Below are 16,529 nucleotides of genomic sequence, written 5' to 3' on the forward strand. Positions count from 1 at the left end.
CACCGCGGCCCGTTTCATGCAAGAGGCGTGCCCGCGGACCGGCGCTGGCCTGGCCTATGCTCGGGCTGCGCTCCCATCCTCCGTTGCCACGATGTCCCTTCTCGTTGTCCTGCCCGATGAACCTGCCGGCGCCGCGCTGCCCGAGGCGCTCGCACATGCGCTGTCGGAGGCCGGCCTCGCGGTCTGCGGCTGCACCGATGCGGCCGGCTTCGCGCGGCAGGTCGAGGCGCTCGCCCCGCGGCAGGCGCTGATCTGCCAGCCCCGGCCGACGCCCGCGCTGCTCGAATGCCTGCGCGCATGGGCCGGCCGGCCGCCCTGCGCGCTGAGCCTGGCGAGCGCGCCGCTCGATGCCGCGCAGCACGAGGAACTGGCCGCGCTCGGGCTGCATGCCTGGCTGCGGCTCGATGCGGGGGAGGCCGTCGACGCCGCTTCGTTCGCGGCGCTCGTGGTCCGCGCGCAGGCGCGCTGGCAGCGCGAGAGCGCATTGCGCACCGAACTGGAGAACCTGCGCACCCGCATGGACGAGCGCAAATGGGTCGATCGCGCCAAGGGCCTGCTGATGTCGGCGCGCGGGATCGGCGAGGACGAGGCTTTCGGCCTGCTGCGCGGCGCCGCGATGCACGCCAACCTGCGGCTCGGCGAGGTCTCGCGCTCGGTGATCGAGGCCGCGCAGTGGGCCGATGCCATCAACCGCGCGGGCCAGCTGCGCATGCTGTCGCAGCGGCTGGTGCGGCTGGCGGCGCAGCTGCTCGGCAACGTCGAGGCCCAGCGCGCACGGCTGCTGCGGACGCAGTCGGCCGAGCGGGTGCAGCAGAACCTCGATCATCTCGCCGCCCTCGGGCTGGAAGGCACCGGTGCGCAGGCGCTCGCCGAGGCGCAGGACGCATGGCAGGCACTCTCGGCCGCGCTCGCGGCGCGTTCGAGCGCGGCCGGCCTGGCCGAGATCGACCAGCGCGCCGAGATGCTGCTCGCCGCGGCCGAGGCGCTGACCGAGGCGCTCGAAGCCTCGGGCGGGCGGCGCGCGCTGCGCATCGTGAACATCTGCGGCCGCCAGCGCATGCGCGCGCAGCGGCTCGCGAAGGATGCGCTGCTGGTCTCGGTGCTCAAGGCACAGGCCGCCAACGCGCGGCTGCTGCCGACGATGAGCGAATTCGAGAGCGCGCTCGCCGAACTGGAGCAGGCGCCGCTCAGCAGCACCGAGATCCGCGCCGCGCTCGCGAATGCGCGCGACGAGTGGCTGCGGCTGGTGGGCGGCGTGCGCATGCTCGACAGTGCCGAGGGCCGCGCCACCCTGGTGCGCGCGAGCGAGACGCTGCTCGACACCTTCGAGCGCCTGACCGGCTGGTACGAACACAGCCTGCAGGTCATCATGTCTTGAAGACTGGCAAACCCTAGGCTTCGCGCACTTCGTGTGGCGCTCAGGCCGCGGCTTTCTCCACGTGCGCCTGGCGCGTGTAGAGGAAGTCGATCACGGCCTTGCGCGCGTGCACGTAGGCCGGGTCCTCGGCGAGCTCGACGCGGCTGCGCGGGCGCGGGATGTCCACCGCCAGCACTTCGCCGATGGTCGCAGCCGGGCCGTTGGTGAGCATCACGATGCGGTCGCTCAGCAGCACCGCCTCGTCGACGTCGTGCGTGACCATGACCACCGTGCTCTGCGTCTTCTGCACGATGGCGAGCAGTTCGTCCTGGAGCTTGGCGCGCGTGAGCGCATCCAGCGCGCCGAAGGGCTCGTCCATCAGCAGCACCTTGGGTTCCATCGACAGCGCGCGCGCGATGCCCACGCGCTGCTTCATGCCGCCGGAGATCTCGCCGGGCCGCTTCTGCGCCGCGGCGGTGAGGCCCACCATCGCGAGCGCCGCGTCCGTGCGTGCGCGCAGCTGCGCCTTGCCCTCGGTGGCCGCGAACACGCGCTCGACCGCGAGGTACACGTTCTCGAAGCAGGTGAGCCAGGGCAGCAGCGAGTGGTTCTGGAACACCACCGCGCGCTCCGGGCCCGGGCCCCGGATCTCCTTGTTCGCGCACAGCAGCGCGCCTTCCGTGGGCGTGGTCAGCCCGGCGATCAGGTTCAGCAGCGTCGACTTGCCGCAGCCCGAGTGCCCGATCAGCGTGACGAACTCGCCTTTGGCGACGTTCAGGTTCACGCCCTTCAGCGCGACGAAGCGGCCCTTGGGCGTCTTGAAGGCCTGCTCGACGCCGTGGATCTCGATGTATTTGGTGTCGTTCATGGTGATGTGCTCGGGTTCGGCTGTCCGTTTTCTCAGCTTTTCACTTCGTCGAAGGTGAACGCCGTCGCCAGCCGGATCAGCGCGAACTCCAGCACCAGCCCGACGATGCCGATCACGAAGATCGCGATGATGATGTTGGCGACGTTGAGGTTGTTCCACTCGTCCCACACCCAGAAGCCGATGCCGACGCCGCCCGTCAGCATCTCGGCCGCGACGATCACCAGCCAGGCGGTGCCGACGGCCAGGCGCACGCCCGTCAGCATGTAGGGCAGCACGGCCGGGAAGAGGATGCGCGTGAAGATCTTCCACTCCGAGAGGTTCAGCACCCGGGCCACGTTCATGTAGTCGGTGGGCACGCGCTGCACGCCGACGGCGGTGTTGATCACCATCGGCCAGATCGAGCAGATGAAGATGGTCCAGATCGCGGCCGGGTTGGCGCCCTTGAACACCAGCAGGCCGATCGGCAGCCAGGCCAGCGGCGACACCGGCCGCAGCAGGCTGATCAGCGGGTTGAACATGCGCGAGAGGAACTCGAAGCGACCGATCGCGAAGCCCGCCGGGATGCCGACCGCGGCCGCGAGGCCGAAGCCCAGCGCCACGCGCTGCAGCGACGAGAGCACGTTCCAGCCCACGCCCTGGTCGTTCGGCCCCTTGCTGTAGAACGGATCGCCGAACACCGTCACGGCCTGCTGCCAGGTGGCGAGCGGCGAGGGGAAGCCGGTGGTGCTCTTCATCGCGACCAGCTCCCAGATCAGCACCAGCAGGCTAAAGCCCGCGAGCGGCGGCAGCACGCGCATCCAGAAGGCGCGCAGGTCGAGGGTCTTGCGCGTGCGCGGCACGCTCGAGGCGGCCGCTGCAGCGCGCGCGGGCGGCGGTGCCTGCACGGCGGCGGCGGGCATGGCGCCGCGGGCCGGCTGCGCCGGGGCCTGCGCGGCGGTGGTGGCGGAAGCGACGCGCGAGGCGTCGAGCGGCGAGTGGAAGACGGCGCTGACCATGGCGGGCTCCTCAGGCGTGGACCTTGAACGAATCGGCGTACTTCTTCGGGTCCTTGCCGTCCCAGACCACGCCGTCGAGCAGCTTGCTGGTGCGCATCGGATCCTTCGGCACGCTGACCTTCATCGCGCCGGCGACGTCCTTGTACATGTCGATCTGGTTGATCTGCTTCGCGACCGCCAGGTAGTCGGGGTGTTCCTTCAGGATGCCCCAGCGCTTGTGCTGCGTGAGGAACCACATGCCGTCCGACAGGTACGGGAAGTTGACCGCGCCGTCGTCGAAGAACTTCATGTGGTTGGGGTCGTCCCAGGTCTTGCCCATGCCGTTCTCGTAGCGGCCGAGGATGCGCTGGTTGATGGCGTCCGCGCTGGTGTTGACGTAGCTCTTCTCGGCCACCGTCTCGGCCATCTTCGCCTTGTTCTGGAGGTTGGCGTCGATCCACTTGCCGGCCTCCAGCACGGCCATCATCACGGCGCGGCAGGTGTTGGGATTGGCCTTCACGAACTCGGCGCGCGTGCCGAGCACCTTCTCGGGATGGTCCCGCCAGATGTCCTGCGTGGTGATCGCGGTCACGCCGATCTTGTCCATGATGGCGCGCTGGCCCCAGGGCTCGCCGACGCAGAAGCCGTCCATGTTGCCCACGCGCATGTTGGCCACCATCTGCGGCGGCGGCACGACGATCACCTTGGCATCGTCCACCGGGCTGATGCCCGCGGAGGCCAGCCAGTAGTTGAGCCACATGGTGTGGGTGCTGGTGGGAAAGGTGCCGGCGAAGGTGTATTCGCGCTTCTCCTTCGCCATGAGCTTGGCGAGCGAAGGCGCGTCCACCGCGCCCTTGTCGGCCAGCGCCTTCGACAGCGTGATGGCCTGGCCGTTGCGGTTCAGTCCCATGAGCACGGCCATGTCCTTCTTCGGACCGCCGGCGCCCACGTGCACGCCGTAGACCAGGCCGTAGAGCACGTGGGCCATGTCGAGCTCGCCGTTGACCAGCTTGTCGCGCACGCCGGCCCAGCTGGCCTCCTTGCTGGGCACGATCTTCACGCCGTACTTCTTGTCGAAGCCGAGCACCGAGGCCATCACCACGCTCGCGCAGTCGGTCAGCGGGATGAAGCCGATCTTCACCTCGCTCTTCTCGGGCTTGTCGGAACCCTGCGCCCAGACGGCGGCGCGCAGGGCCGGATCGATGCCGACCGCGCCGAGGGCGGCGGCTTGCAGGATGCGGCGGCGGCTGAGGCGGGTTTTCAGCGGGTCGGTCATGGGGCGGGCTCCGGTTGAAGAAAAAGGAACAGACGAAAAACAAAAAAGGCGTCCCGCACCACGCAAGGGGCTGCTCGCGAACGAGCCCTTGCGGGATGGGGGACGCCTTTGTCCGATGGTGGCCGGAAGCACCCGCCGTTGGATGCCGCCTGCCGGACCCGAAGGTCCATGCGCTACTTGAGCAAGCGGCGTGCCAGCTTTGTGGGGCCCGCTGCTGCTATCGAATCGACAGCAGCGAAGCGACGGCCTTCGAGGCTTCGCGGCTGGCCGGGCGGCCCGGCGACGGCGTGCACGATTCTTGTGCGCTGCACCAAACAGTGCGCGCGCGCACCGCGCGCTCAGTGCCGCGGCGCGGCCGGCAGGGGCAGGTAGTCGGCCATCGCGAGCATCGACTCGGCCACGTCGACGAGCCGGCGCTTCTGGTTCATGGCGGTCTGCAGCAGCATCTTGTGGGCCTCGTCCTCGCTCATGCGGCGGTGCGCCATCAGCAGGCCCTTGGCGCGTTCGACCAGCTTGCGCTCGTTGAGGGAAGCCCGGACGGTTTCGAGTTCGTCGCTCATGGCCTGCAGCCGGCGCGACTGCTCCCGGACCATGTCGAGCACCGAGCGCTCCAGATGCCGGCCGTACTGGGCGGGCTCGGCGGCGCGGGTGTCGGCATCCTCGAAGAAGCTCGCGCCCTCGGACTGCGGCTGGAGCGTGCCGAGCACCTGCCGGTACTGCTGCAGCTCGCCGTGCGCCTGGGCGATCTTCTGCGCACAGAGCCCGCGCAGGTCCGCGGCCAGGCGGTCTTCCACCGCCTTCATCGCATCGATGCGGCGCGTGCAGCAGTCGAACCAGGCCTGGCTCAGCCGCGGATCGGGTACGGCGGCGGGCGGCTGTACCGAAGTGACGCTCATGCGGCGCAGGCGCTCGATCTCGGCCATCGCCGCCTCGGACTGCGTGCGGTGCCAGAGCGCCAGCACCTCGCCGCGCGAGAAGTCGGTGAAGACCTGGAAGCAGCGTTCCTGCAGTTCGATCAGATGCAGCCACTGCTGGCGCTGCTGCGCCTCGCCGCTGCGGCCGACCGCCAGCGACGCGGCGCCGAAGGCACGCTCCTGGCCGGCGAATTCCTTGCCCTGCATGAAGTTGAACATCGCGACCAGCAGGCGGGAGATCTCGGGGTCGGTCGCACCGTCGGCCGCCTCGAACACCACCGCCAGCAGGCCGGCCACGAGCTTCGCGAAGGCGGCGGTGGCCTGCGCGGGCGTGAGTTCGAGCGCGCCGATGCGCCGCCGCAGGGCCGGCAGGCCGTCCAGGCCCGGCAGCACCCAGGCGATGCGGCTGAACAGACGCGCGCTGTTGCCCGCGCCCGCGGGGCGCACCTCGGCTTCCAGTTCGTCGAAACCGGCGCGCACCGCCTGCTCGAGCGCCAGGCATTCGGCGATCTGCGGATCGCGCTGGTCGGCGAAGCGTGCGCCGCGCGAGGCGAGGAACACGTTCGACATGCCGCGCTCGCGCTGCAGCGCATGGACCAGGCGCGCGATCAGGCCGACCAGGTCGCTGGTGCGCGCGAGCTGGTCCAGCTCGTCGATTTCGCACTTTCTGGCGGCGATGAGGAAGCTGAGGCCGGATTTCATCTTCGGCAGCTGTCGCAACATCTGTGCCGTCGGGTGCGGGCAGCCGAACGCAGAAGTCGCGAAGGTTTCGCAGAAGTCGCAGAAGGAAAACCGAAATTCATCCGGTCTTTTTCGCGACTTCTGCGTGATCTTTGTATTCCTTCTGCGTTCGGTCTTCTGTATCCCTACGTCGGCGCCAGCGCCACCCCGCGCCTAAACTCGCCCCATGCTCTTGTTGGGAATCGAATCCTCCTGCGACGAGACCGGCGTGGCGCTGGTCGAGGCGCATGGCCGCGCGCTGCCGCTCCTGAAGGCCCACGCGCTGCACAGCCAGATCGCCATGCATCAGGCGTATGGCGGCGTGGTGCCCGAGCTCGCGAGCCGGGACCACATCCGCCGCGTGCTGCCGCTGACCGACAGCGTGATGAAGGAGGCAGGGCGGTCGCTGGCGGAAATCGACGTGGTGGCCTACACGCGCGGCCCCGGCCTCGCGGGTGCGCTGCTCGTGGGCGCGGGCGTGGCCTGTGCGCTCGGCGCGGCGCTCGGCAAGCCGGTGCTCGGCGTGCACCACCTCGAGGGGCATCTGCTGTCGCCGTTCCTGAGCGCCGATCCGCCCGAATTCCCGTTCGTCGCGCTGCTCGTCTCGGGCGGCCACACCCAGCTGATGCAGGTGGACGGCGTGGGCCGCTACGAACTGCTCGGCGAAACCATCGACGACGCGGCCGGCGAGGCCTTCGACAAGAGCGCCAAGCTCATGGGCCTGCCGTACCCCGGCGGCCCCTGGCTCGCCAAGCTCGCCGAAACGGGCGATGCCGCGGCCTTCAAGCTGCCGCGGCCGCTGCTGCACAGCGGCGACCTCGACTTCTCGTTCGCGGGACTCAAGACCGCGGTGCTGACGCAGGCCAAGAAGCTCGGCGATGCGCTCGAGGCGCGCAAGGCCGACCTCGCGGCCTCCACGCAGGCGGCGATCGTCGAGGTGCTGCTGAAGAAGTCGCTCGCGGCGCTCGACCGGACGGGCCTGAAGCGGCTCGTCGTGGCCGGCGGGGTGGGGGCGAACCGCAGCCTGCGCGAGCAGCTGAATGCCGCCTGCGCCAGGCGCCGCGTGCGCGTGCACTATCCCGAGCTGCACCTGTGCACCGACAACGGCGCCATGATCGCGATGGCCGCCGCCATGCGGCTGCAGTCGGGGCTCTCGCAGGCGAACGCGCGCTACGCCTTCGACGTCAAACCGCGATGGCCCATGGCTTCGCTGGCGACGCCGGAGTCGCCGCCGCTGCCGGCGTAGCGCCGGCCGGGCGGGCGCGTCCGAGCGAGGGCAGCGGCAGCACGTCGAGCACGTTGCGCCAGAGCTGCCGCCACTGCGGCCAGTCGTGGCCGCCCTCGGTGGTGAAGACCCGGCCTTCGGGCAGCGCGTCCGCGAGCAGCTTGTGGTTGCTCGCGAAGCGGTCGCTCAGGCCGAAGCCGAGGTACAGCTGCGGCAGGTTCTTCGATTTCTGCGGTTCGAGATATTGCTGGAACCAGGGCCACAGCTTGCGGTCGGGTTCCTCGTCGGGCTGCGGGCCCGCGGGCGCCTGCCAGGTGCGCAGCCCGCCGGCCTTGAGGATCTCGGCGCCGAGGATGCGTCTGCCGAGGTAGGGGGCGAGGGCGACGATGCCGTCGACCGAGCCCGGCTTGGAGAGTTCATGGATCAGCGCGCCGAAGCCGCCGATGGAGATGCCGACCAGCCAGATCGACTTGTAGCCGAGGGCCCGCTGCGGCTCGATGACGTCGGCATGCAGGCGTTCGCTCAGCGTCTGGTCGTAGTAGTAGGACACGTCGGCATCCACCAGCAGCGCATCGGCAGCCAGATGGCGCTCGCGCACCGCGCTGATGAATCCTTCGCGTTCGAACTCGTCCGGTTTCAGGTAGGCGCCGGGCAGGAAGACCAGGAGCGTGTCGGACCGTTCATTGTCTTTGGCTGACTTGAGGTGCGTGATCATGGCGTGCCTTGAAGGGCAGCCGTATCCGCACCGTCATGAATGCGTCATGAAAAGAAGTGCGTTTGCGAGCCGCCCACGTAGAGAAAAAATGGGAAAACATCACATGATGTGACGTTATCCGCCGTCCTATTGTGATTAATGAACTTGTTCAAAGTCAAAAACAATAGATAACGCACTTTCCCTCCGTGGGCATTGCAGGCGTGTGTCAGTTGATCTGCAATTGCGAGACCTGGCTCACGGGGACCTGCTTGCCGAGCTTCAGCGTGAGCACGCCGTTCTCGAGCCGGGCATCGCTGGCGCTCACGTCGATGTCCTGCGGCAGCTCGTAGGCGGCCTTGAGCTGGCGCTTGGCTTCGGCCTTGCTTTCGATGCGGACCACGGCGCCCTCGATGCCGATCGTGAGATCTTCGCGCGAGAGGCCGGGCACGTCGATCGAGAGGGTCCAGCTCTTGTCGTCCTGTTCGACGAGCGGCGAGCGCTGCACGGTCGAGAACGCATCGGCGACGAAGCGCTCGAAGGCACGGTCGTAGGCGCGCGGTGCGAAGCGGGCGGTGCGAAGGGTGGGGGCGAAGAACATCTGAGACTCCTGAATGGATGAACACAATGGGGACAAGGAATGTGTGTCCCTTACACTGCGCGGCCGTTCAATCCTGAGTGCCGCTTGCCACCTCATCTAGGCGCAGCCGCACCTGTTTCAAGACAATGAATCCCAGCTTTATTTGGCGTCGCAAGGCCTTGAAATTCGCGGCGCTGGCGCTATGCACCCCGGCCCTGGCGGTGCAGGCGCAGACACCGCCCGCGCCCATTCGCCTCGCGCTGATCGAGAGCATGAGCGGACCGTTCGCGAACACCGGCGAAGCCGTCTTCCGCAACCTGCTGTGGGCCGTGGAGCGCGTGAACGCGCGCGGCGGCATCAAGCTGCCGGGCGGCGCGCGGCCGCTGCAGCTCGACCGCTACGACAGCAAGGGGCAGAACGAAGAGGCGCTCTCGGCGTTGCGCGCGGCCATCGACGACGGCGCGCGCATCGTGCTGCAGGGCAACTCGTCGGCCACGGCCGCGGCGCTCGTCGACGCGATCGAGAAGAACAACGAGCGCGATCCGTCGCGGCGCGTGATTTTCCTCAACTACGCCGCGGTCGATCCGGTGCTGACCAACGAGCGCTGCAGCTTCTGGCACTTCCGCTTCGACGCCCACGCCGACATGCGCGTGGCCGCGCTGATGGAAGTGGTGAAGGACGACGCGACGCTCAAGCGCGCATACCTGATCGGCCAGGACTACAGCTTCGGCCAGGCGGTGCTGCGCGAGACGCGCCGCCAGCTCGGCGCACAGCGCCAGGACGTGGAGATCGTCGGCGACGAGCTTCATCCGATCGGCAAGGTCAAGGACTTCGCGCCCTATGCCGGCAAGATCGTCGCGAGCGGCGCGCAGGCGGTGTTCACAGGCAACTGGGGCAACGATCTCACGCTGCTGGTGAAGGCCGCGCGCGAGGCCGGCTTCAACGGCACCTTCTATACCTTCTACGGCAATGCGCTCGGCGCGCCCGCGGCGATCGGCGACGCCGGCATCGGCCGCGTGGTCGCGGTGGCCGACTGGCTGCCGAACGTGCAGACGGCGCCTTCCGAAGCCTTCTACCGCGCCTTCCGCGCGCGCTTTCCGAAGCCCGCCGACGACTACGTGCACATGCGCATGCAACTGCTCGTGGAGTCGCTCGCGCAGGCGCTCGAACGCGCCGGCAGCACCGACGCGGTGGCCGTGGCGCGCGCGCTCGAGAACGCCGACGTGACGCTCCACGGCCAGCGCGGCCGCATGCGCGCGGCCGACCACCAGTTCCAGCAGCCGCTCGTCGTGGGCGTGATGGACAGGCAGGGCCGGCCCGGCGTGCAGTTCGACGTCGAAGGCTCCGGCTACGGCTTCCGCGTGGTCAGGACCATCGCGCCGGAACGCGCCGAGCTGCCGACGACCTGCAAGATGAAAAGGCCCTAGGAACCGAAACCCATGCGTGAAGCCATCCAAAACCTCGAAGCCTCCAAGATCCGCGAAGTCGCCAATGCCGGGCTCGGCCGCGACGACGTGCTCGCCTTCTGGTTCGGCGAAAGCGACGAGGTCACCCCCGAGGTGATCCGGCAGGCCGCGATCGAATCGCTGCAGCGCGGCGAGACCTTCTATGCCCACAACCTCGGACTGCCCGAGCTGCGCGAGGCGATCGCGCGCTACACCAGCGCGCTGCATCCGGCGGTCGACGCCTCGCGGATCGCCGTGACCTCGGGCGGCGTCAGCGCGCTGATGCTCGCGGTGCAGGCCCTCGTCGAGGCGGGCGACGACGTGATCGCCGTCACGCCGGTGTGGCCGAACCTGACGGCGCAGCCCGCGATCCTGGGCGCGCGCGTGCGCACCGTGCCGCTCGTGCCCACGGGCGGCGAGTGGACCCTGGACCTCGCGGCGCTGCGCCGCGCGGTCACGCCGGCGACCCGGCTGCTGATCGTCAACGCGCCCAACAACCCGACCGGCTGGACCATGACGCGCGAGGAGCAGCAGGCCGTGCTCGACCATTGCCGCGCCACCGGCACCTGGATCCTGGCCGACGAGGTCTACGAGCGGCTCTACTTCGAGCCGACGCCGAACGGCTGCGCGCCGAGCTTCCTCGACATCGCGCGGCCGGACGACCGGCTGGTCGTGACGCACAGCTTCTCGAAGAGCTTCCTGATGACCGGCTGGCGCCTCGGCTGGCTGGTGCTGCCGCCTGCGCTGGTCGACGGCATCGGCAAGCTGATCGAGTTCAACACCTCCTGCGCCAGCGTCTTCACCCAGCGCGCCGCCATCGCGGCCATCGCGCACACCGCCGAGATCACGCCGCGCGTCGTGGCCCACCTCCAGCGCTGCCGCGACACCCTGGTGCCGCTGCTCGCCGCGCTGCCCGGCGTGCAGGTCGCTCCCGCCAAGGGCGGCATGTACGCCTTCTTCCGGCTCGAGGGCTTCGGCGATTCGCTCGCACTCGCCAAGCGCCTGGTCGTCGAAGCCGGCCTCGGGCTCGCCCCCGGCAACGCCTTCGCGCCCGAAGCGGAGGGCTGGCTGCGCTGGTGCTTCGCCTCCAAGGACCCGGATCGCCTGGTCCAGGGCGTCGAGCGCCTCCGGGCCTGGCTCACGAAATGCGCGCAGCCTGGGGTCGAGCTATAATCTTCTGCTTTGCATGCCGCAAGGCGCACGGTGGGTGCAGTTCCAGCGCCCACCGCAAGTCAAACATCCCGGAACAAACAGGAAATTCAAATGATCGCAGCCTCCATCAAGGCCGAAGTCGTCAAGGACAACGCCCGCGCCGCCAACGACACCGGCAGCCCCGAAGTCCAGGTCGCACTGCTCACCCGCCCGCATCAACGAGCTCACCCCCCACTTCAAGACGCATGCCAAGGACCACCACGGTCGCCGCGGCCTGCTGCGCATGGTGAGCCGCCGCCGCAAGCTCCTGGACTACCTCAAGTCCAAGGATGCCGACCGTTACACCGCGCTGATCGCCAAGCTGGGTCTGCGCAAGTAAACCGAATCGCATGAAAAAACGCCTGGGTTAGTCCGCTAGCTCAGGCGTTTTTTACTTCGCGATCCACTTTTCGGAGTGCCCAAGCAGAGCGAAGCTGTGTCATTCCAATGAAGTTCCTCCCGAGCTTCGCTGGAATGGCATCGTGTTCTGAGAAGCCTCCGGCCCCGCGGAACCTGCAGCCCCTGCAGGGTGCCCGCTATTAAAACAGGAGCAAACATGAGCCTCTTCAACAAAGTCACCAAGTCCTTCCAGTGGGGCGACAAGACCGTCGTCATGGAAACGGGCGAAATCGCCCGCCAAGCCACCGGCGCCGTGGTGGTCGACATCGACGGCACCGTGATCCTCGCCACCGTGGTCGCCTCCAAGTCGGCCAAGCCCGGCCAGGATTTCTTCCCGCTGACCGTCGACTACATCGAGAAGACCTATGCCGCGGGCAAGATCCCCGGCAGCTTCTTCAAGCGCGAAGCCAAGCCCAGCGAGCACGAAACGCTGACCAGCCGCCTGATCGACCGTCCGATCCGCCCGCTGTTCCCCGAAGGCTTCCTGAATGAAGTGCACGTGGTCATCCACACGCTGTCGCTCAATCCCGAAGTCGACGCCGACATCGCCGCCATGATCGGCGTGAGCGCTGCGCTGTCGATTTCCGGCATTCCGTTCAGCGGCCCGATCGGCGCCGCGCGCGTGGGCTACATCAACGGCCAGTACGTGCTGAATCCGGGCCAGACCGCCCGCAAGGATTCGCAGATGGACCTCGTGGTCGCCGGCACCGAAGCCGCCGTGCTGATGGTTGAATCCGAAGCCCTGCAGCTCAGCGAAGAAGTCATGCTGGGCGGCGTGGTGTTCGGCCACGAGCAGGCCAGGATCGCGATCAACGCGATCCATGAACTCGTCCGCGACGCCGGCAAGCCGGTGTGGGACTGGCAGCCGCCGGCCGAGGACGAGGCCTTCGTCGCCAAGGTCAAGGGCCTGGCCGAAGAGAAGCTGCGCGCGGTCTACCAGATCCGCAGCAAGCAGGCCCGCACCCAGGCCCTGCGCGAAGCCAACGCCAGCGTGATGGAAGCGCTCAAGGAAAGCGGCGAGCCCTTCGACGCCGGCAAGGTCAACGACCTGCTGTTCGCGATCGAATCGAAGATCGTGCGCGGCCAGATCCTCTCGGGCGAGCCGCGCATCGACGGCCGCGACACGCGCACCGTGCGTCCCATCGAGATCCGCAACTCCGTGCTGCCGCGCACCCACGGCTCGGCGCTGTTCACGCGCGGCGAGACGCAGGGCCTGGTCGTGACCACGCTCGGCACCGAACGCGACGCGCAGCGCATCGACGCACTGGCCGGCGAGTACGAAGACCGCTTCCTGTTCCACTACAACATGCCTCCCTTCGCCACCGGCGAAGTGGGCCGCATGGGCTCCACCAAGCGTCGCGAGATCGGCCACGGCCGCCTCGCCAAGCGTGCGCTCGTCGCGGTGCTGCCGACCAAGGAAGAGTTCCCCTACACGATCCGCGTGGTGTCGGAGATCACCGAGTCGAACGGTTCCTCGTCGATGGCTTCGGTCTGCGGCGGCTGCCTCTCGATGATGGACGCCGGCGTGCCGATGAAGGCGCACGTCGCGGGCATCGCCATGGGCCTGATCAAGGAAGACAACCGCTTCGCGGTGCTGACCGACATCCTCGGTGACGAGGACCACCTCGGCGACATGGACTTCAAGGTGGCCGGCACGACCAACGGCATCACCGCGCTGCAGATGGACATCAAGATCCAGGGCATCACCAAGGAAATCATGCAGGTCGCGCTGGCGCAGGCCAAGGAAGCGCGCATGCACATCCTCGGCAAGATGCAGGAAGCGATGGGCGAGGCCAAGGCCGACGTGTCGCAGTTCGCGCCGCGCCTGACCACGCTGAAGATCAACCCCGAGAAGATCCGCGACGTGATCGGCAAGGGCGGCGCGGTCATCCGCGGCCTGCAGGAAGAGACCGGCACCACGATCAACATCGACGAGGACGGCACCATCACCATCGCCTCGACCGATCCGGCCAAGGCCGAAGAGGCGAAGAAGCGCATCGAGCAGATCACGGCCGAGGTCGAGATCGGCAAGGTCTACGAAGGCCCGGTCACCAAGATCCTGGACTTCGGCGCGCTCATCAACCTGCTGCCCGGCAAGGACGGCCTGCTGCACATCAGCCAGATCGCGCACGAACGCGTCGAGAAGGTGACCGACTACCTGAGCGAAGGCCAGATCGTGAAGGTCAAGGTGCTCGAGACCGACGAGAAGGGCCGCGTGAAGCTGTCGATGAAGGCCCTGGCCGAGCGTCCGGCCGGCATGGAGTTCAGCGAGCGCCCGCCGCGTGAAGACCGTGGCGACCGCGGCGGCGAGCGCCGCGAGCGTTCGGACCGTGGCGATCGCGGGGACCGTGGCGAGCGTGGCGGCGAGCGCGCCCCGCGCTTCGAGCAGCCACAGCAGCCGCGCAACGAGCAGCCGCAGGTTCCGGCCGGCGAGCAGCCCTACGCGCCGCGCGAAGAGTAAGCAGGAACGCAAGCGTGCGGCGGCCGCGTGCCGCCGCCCTCGTTCTTTTTGAACCGCGAACCGCGCCCGCTCGGCGGGCGTTGCAGGCCAGGACCATGAAAGCCATTGAAATCACTTCGTACGGCGCCCCCGAGGTGCTGCGCACCGTGGAGCGCCCCGATCCGGTGGCCGGCGTGGGCGAGCTGCTGATCCGCGTCGCGGCCAGTGGCGTCAACCGACCCGACGTGCTGCAGCGCAAGGGGCACTATCCGGTGCCGCCGGGTGCTTCCGACCTGCCCGGTCTCGAAGTGGCCGGCGAGATCGTCTCGGGCGATGCCGCGGCGCTGGCCGAGGCGGGGCTGCGGGTCGGCGATCGCGTCTGCGCGCTGATCGCGGGCGGCGGCTATGCCGAGCTCTGCGTGGCGCCCGTGGCGCAGTGCCTGCCGGTGCCGAAGGGTTGGAGCGACGTCGAGGCCGCTTCGCTGCCCGAGACCTTCTTCACCGTCTGGAGCAACGTGTTCGATCGCGGCCGCCTCCAGAAGGGCGAGACCCTGCTGATCCAGGGCGGCTCGAGCGGCATCGGCGTGACGGCGATCCAGATCGCCAAGGCGATGGGCGCGACCGTGATCGTGACCGCCGGCAGCGACGACAAGTGCGAGGCCTGCAGGAAGCTCGGCGCCGACCATGCGATCAACTACCGCACCAGCGACTTCGTCGAAGAGGCGAAGAAGCTCACGGGCGGCAAGGGCGTGGACGTGATCCTCGACATGGTCGCGGGCGACTATGTCGCACGCGAGATCGAGTGCATGGCCGAGGACGGCCGGCTCGTGATCATCGCGGTGCAGGGCGGCGTGAAGAGCGAATTCAATGCGGGGCTGGTGCTGCGCAGGCGGCTCGTGATCACGGGCTCCACGCTGCGGCCGCGGCCGGTCGAATTCAAGGGCGCCATCGCGAAGGCGCTGCGCGAGAAGGTCTGGCCGCTGCTCGAGGGCGGTGCGGTCAAGCCCGTGATCCACAGCACCTTTGCCGCCGCGGGCGAACCCAGTGGCGCGGCGCAGGCCCATGCACTGATGGAATCGAACCAGCACATCGGCAAGATCGTGCTGACCTGGTGACGAGCGAACAACACACGACGACGATGACGACGACGAAAAAGAAACTGATCGCCGGCAACTGGAAGATGAACGGCAGCCTCGCTGCCAACGAGGCGCTCGTGAAGGCACTCCAGCAGGGCCTCGCCGCGGCGCCGGCCGGCTGCGACGTGGCACTGTGCGCGCCTGCGCCGTACTTCGCGCAGCTGCAGGCGCTGCTGGCCGCATCGCCGGGCATGGCGCTGGGTGCGCAGGACGTCTCGGCGCATCCGCAGGGCGCGTTCACGGGCGAGCAGTCGGCGGCCATGCTCAAGGACTTCGGCGTGCGCTACGCGATCGTGGGCCACTCCGAACGGCGCCAGTACCACGGCGAGACCGACGACGCGGTGGCGGCGAAGACCGCCGCGGCACTGGCGAACGGCATCACGCCGATCGTCTGCGTCGGCGAGACGCTCGCCGAGCGCGAGGCGGGGCACACCGAGGAAGTGGTCAAGCGCCAGCTGGCCGCGGTGATCCACCTCAACGGCCACTGCATCAGCGAGATCGTGGTCGCCTACGAACCCGTCTGGGCCATCGGCACCGGCAAGACCGCCACGCCGGCACAGGCGCAGGCCGTGCACGCGGTGCTGCGCGCGCAGCTGCACCATGCCGCGAGCGACCATGCCGCCGGCATCCGCATCCTCTACGGCGGCAGCATGAACGCGGCCAACGCGGCCGAGCTGCTGGCCCAGCCCGACATCGACGGCGGCCTGATCGGCGGCGCGTCGCTCAAGGCGCCCGACTTTCTGCAGATCATCTCGGCTGCCGCACGCTGAGGCGCGCGGGCAGCCATCAAATTAGGAGTAAGAACGAATGAATGTGGTCCTCAATCTCTTGGTCGGCGTGCAGATGCTGGCGTCGCTCGCGATGATCGGGCTGATCCTGATCCAGCACGGCAAGGGCGCCGACATGGGCGCGGCCTTCGGCAGCGGCAGCGCCGGCAGCCTGTTCGGCGCCAGCGGCAGTGCCAACTTCCTCTCGCGCACCACGGCGGTGCTGGCGGCGGTGTTCTTCGCCTGCACGCTGCTGCTGGCCTACTTCAGCCATGCGCGCCCCACGGGCGGCGGCAGCCTGCTGGAGCGGGCCGCGATCGGTGTGCCGGCCACGCCCGCTTCGGGCGCGGCAGGGCAGATTCCTTCCGGCGCAGCGCCGGCGGGCGCGCCGGCTTCGGCACCTGCCGCACCCGCTGCGGGCGCCGGCGAGATTCCGAACAAATAATCAAGTTGTTTTCATTGAAGCCTCGGTGAAAACGGCTTCATTTCAGGGTAAACTCTAAAGCTGTTCGGAAAGCCAAACACCTTCACAGGTACCTCATGCCA

The 16,529-nt window shown here is 68.5% G+C and carries 14 protein-coding genes and 1 pseudogene; 9 read left to right on the forward strand and 6 right to left on the reverse strand.

What is annotated here, in order from left to right; genetic code table 11:
* The first annotated feature begins 91 nt into the window (after window positions 1–91).
* Window positions 92–1,378, forward strand: coding sequence for an ANTAR domain-containing protein (locus tag M2165_RS18050; RefSeq protein ID WP_280815958.1), 1,287 nt, complete (start codon window positions 92–94; stop codon window positions 1,376–1,378).
* Window positions 1,379–1,418: 40 nt separating this feature from the next.
* Here the strand turns inward: M2165_RS18050 and M2165_RS18055 are convergent, their stop codons facing one another.
* The 4 genes from M2165_RS18055 to M2165_RS18070 form a co-directional block, all read right to left on the reverse strand.
* A complete protein-coding gene (locus M2165_RS18055) occupies window positions 1,419–2,225 on the reverse strand; it encodes an ABC transporter ATP-binding protein (RefSeq protein ID WP_280815959.1) in 807 nt (268 codons plus the stop codon).
* Window positions 2,226–2,257: 32 nt separating this feature from the next.
* Entirely contained in the window at window positions 2,258–3,220 is a 963-nt protein-coding gene (ntrB, locus tag M2165_RS18060; RefSeq protein ID WP_280815960.1) for a nitrate ABC transporter permease, read from the reverse strand.
* Window positions 3,221–3,230: 10 nt separating this feature from the next.
* On the reverse strand, window positions 3,231–4,475 hold the full coding sequence (locus M2165_RS18065; RefSeq protein WP_280815961.1) for a CmpA/NrtA family ABC transporter substrate-binding protein: 1,245 nt from the start codon (window positions 4,473–4,475) through the stop codon (window positions 3,231–3,233).
* A gap of 338 nt (window positions 4,476–4,813) precedes the next feature.
* Window positions 4,814–6,091, reverse strand: coding sequence for a nitrate regulatory protein (locus M2165_RS18070; protein ID WP_280815962.1), 1,278 nt, complete (start codon window positions 6,089–6,091; stop codon window positions 4,814–4,816).
* Window positions 6,092–6,296: 205 nt separating this feature from the next.
* Between M2165_RS18070 and tsaD the strand changes: the two genes are divergently transcribed.
* The gene (gene tsaD, locus M2165_RS18075) at window positions 6,297–7,355 is read left to right on the forward strand and encodes a tRNA (adenosine(37)-N6)-threonylcarbamoyltransferase complex transferase subunit TsaD (RefSeq protein ID WP_280815963.1); all 1,059 of its coding nucleotides are present in this window, start codon (window positions 6,297–6,299) and stop codon (window positions 7,353–7,355) included.
* Here tsaD and M2165_RS18080 read toward each other — a convergent pair.
* Window positions 7,294–8,049: an alpha/beta hydrolase-fold protein gene (locus M2165_RS18080; protein ID WP_280815964.1), complete on the reverse strand. Its 756-nt coding sequence runs from the start codon at window positions 8,047–8,049 to the stop codon at window positions 7,294–7,296. The two genes, tsaD and M2165_RS18080, sit on opposite strands and share 62 nt — an antisense overlap.
* A gap of 205 nt (window positions 8,050–8,254) precedes the next feature.
* Window positions 8,255–8,626 (reverse strand): Hsp20/alpha crystallin family protein, encoded by a 372-nt coding sequence (locus tag M2165_RS18085; protein WP_280815965.1) that lies wholly within the window; start codon window positions 8,624–8,626, stop codon window positions 8,255–8,257.
* Between the two features lie 125 nt (window positions 8,627–8,751).
* On the opposite strand from M2165_RS18085, the gene M2165_RS18090 reads away from it, so the two are divergent.
* The 7 genes and pseudogenes from M2165_RS18090 to secG all read left to right on the forward strand — a co-directional run bounded on the left by M2165_RS18090 (window position 8,752) and on the right by secG (window position 16,428).
* A complete protein-coding gene (locus M2165_RS18090) occupies window positions 8,752–10,032 on the forward strand; it encodes a branched-chain amino acid ABC transporter substrate-binding protein (RefSeq protein ID WP_280815966.1) in 1,281 nt (426 codons plus the stop codon).
* 12 nt (window positions 10,033–10,044) lie between these two features.
* Window positions 10,045–11,223 carry a pyridoxal phosphate-dependent aminotransferase gene (locus tag M2165_RS18095; RefSeq protein WP_280815967.1) on the forward strand — a complete coding sequence of 393 codons (1,179 nt, stop codon included), beginning with the start codon at window positions 10,045–10,047 and terminating at the stop codon, window positions 11,221–11,223.
* Window positions 11,224–11,313: 90 nt separating this feature from the next.
* Window positions 11,314–11,581 (forward strand): annotated as a pseudogene (rpsO, locus tag M2165_RS18100) (30S ribosomal protein S15).
* A gap of 216 nt (window positions 11,582–11,797) precedes the next feature.
* Entirely contained in the window at window positions 11,798–14,101 is a 2,304-nt protein-coding gene (pnp, locus tag M2165_RS18105) for a polyribonucleotide nucleotidyltransferase (RefSeq protein WP_280815968.1), read from the forward strand.
* A gap of 95 nt (window positions 14,102–14,196) precedes the next feature.
* A complete protein-coding gene (locus tag M2165_RS18110; protein ID WP_280815969.1) occupies window positions 14,197–15,195 on the forward strand; it encodes an NAD(P)H-quinone oxidoreductase in 999 nt (332 codons plus the stop codon).
* Between the two features lie 23 nt (window positions 15,196–15,218).
* Window positions 15,219–15,986, forward strand: coding sequence for a triose-phosphate isomerase (tpiA, locus tag M2165_RS18115; protein ID WP_280815970.1), 768 nt, complete (start codon window positions 15,219–15,221; stop codon window positions 15,984–15,986).
* 37 nt (window positions 15,987–16,023) lie between these two features.
* Window positions 16,024–16,428 (forward strand): preprotein translocase subunit SecG, encoded by a 405-nt coding sequence (gene secG / locus M2165_RS18120; protein ID WP_280815971.1) that lies wholly within the window; start codon window positions 16,024–16,026, stop codon window positions 16,426–16,428.
* The last annotated feature ends 101 nt before the right edge of the window (window positions 16,429–16,529 follow it).

The sequence above is a fragment of the Variovorax sp. TBS-050B genome (assembly GCF_029893635.1).
Classification (GTDB): domain Bacteria; phylum Pseudomonadota; class Gammaproteobacteria; order Burkholderiales; family Burkholderiaceae_C; genus Variovorax.

What these genes read in the sequence shown, in the direction of transcription:
- M2165_RS18085 (WP_280815965.1), bottom strand. Translation starts at nt 8,626, where the DNA reads ATGTTCTTCGCCCCCACCCTTCGCACCGCCCGCTTCGCACCGCGCGCC.
- tsaD (WP_280815963.1), top strand. Translation starts at nt 6,297, where the DNA reads ATGCTCTTGTTGGGAATCGAATCCTCCTGCGACGAGACCGGCGTGGCG.
- secG (WP_280815971.1), top strand. Translation starts at nt 16,024, where the DNA reads ATGAATGTGGTCCTCAATCTCTTGGTCGGCGTGCAGATGCTGGCGTCG.
- pnp (WP_280815968.1), top strand. Translation starts at nt 11,798, where the DNA reads ATGAGCCTCTTCAACAAAGTCACCAAGTCCTTCCAGTGGGGCGACAAG.
- tpiA (WP_280815970.1), top strand. Translation starts at nt 15,219, where the DNA reads ATGACGACGACGAAAAAGAAACTGATCGCCGGCAACTGGAAGATGAAC.
- M2165_RS18110 (WP_280815969.1), top strand. Translation starts at nt 14,197, where the DNA reads ATGAAAGCCATTGAAATCACTTCGTACGGCGCCCCCGAGGTGCTGCGC.
- M2165_RS18070 (WP_280815962.1), bottom strand. Translation starts at nt 6,091, where the DNA reads ATGAAATCCGGCCTCAGCTTCCTCATCGCCGCCAGAAAGTGCGAAATC.
- ntrB (WP_280815960.1), bottom strand. Translation starts at nt 3,220, where the DNA reads ATGGTCAGCGCCGTCTTCCACTCGCCGCTCGACGCCTCGCGCGTCGCT.
- M2165_RS18065 (WP_280815961.1), bottom strand. Translation starts at nt 4,475, where the DNA reads ATGACCGACCCGCTGAAAACCCGCCTCAGCCGCCGCCGCATCCTGCAA.
- M2165_RS18095 (WP_280815967.1), top strand. Translation starts at nt 10,045, where the DNA reads ATGCGTGAAGCCATCCAAAACCTCGAAGCCTCCAAGATCCGCGAAGTC.
- M2165_RS18090 (WP_280815966.1), top strand. Translation starts at nt 8,752, where the DNA reads ATGAATCCCAGCTTTATTTGGCGTCGCAAGGCCTTGAAATTCGCGGCG.
- M2165_RS18050 (WP_280815958.1), top strand. Translation starts at nt 92, where the DNA reads ATGTCCCTTCTCGTTGTCCTGCCCGATGAACCTGCCGGCGCCGCGCTG.
- M2165_RS18055 (WP_280815959.1), bottom strand. Translation starts at nt 2,225, where the DNA reads ATGAACGACACCAAATACATCGAGATCCACGGCGTCGAGCAGGCCTTC.
- M2165_RS18080 (WP_280815964.1), bottom strand. Translation starts at nt 8,049, where the DNA reads ATGATCACGCACCTCAAGTCAGCCAAAGACAATGAACGGTCCGACACG.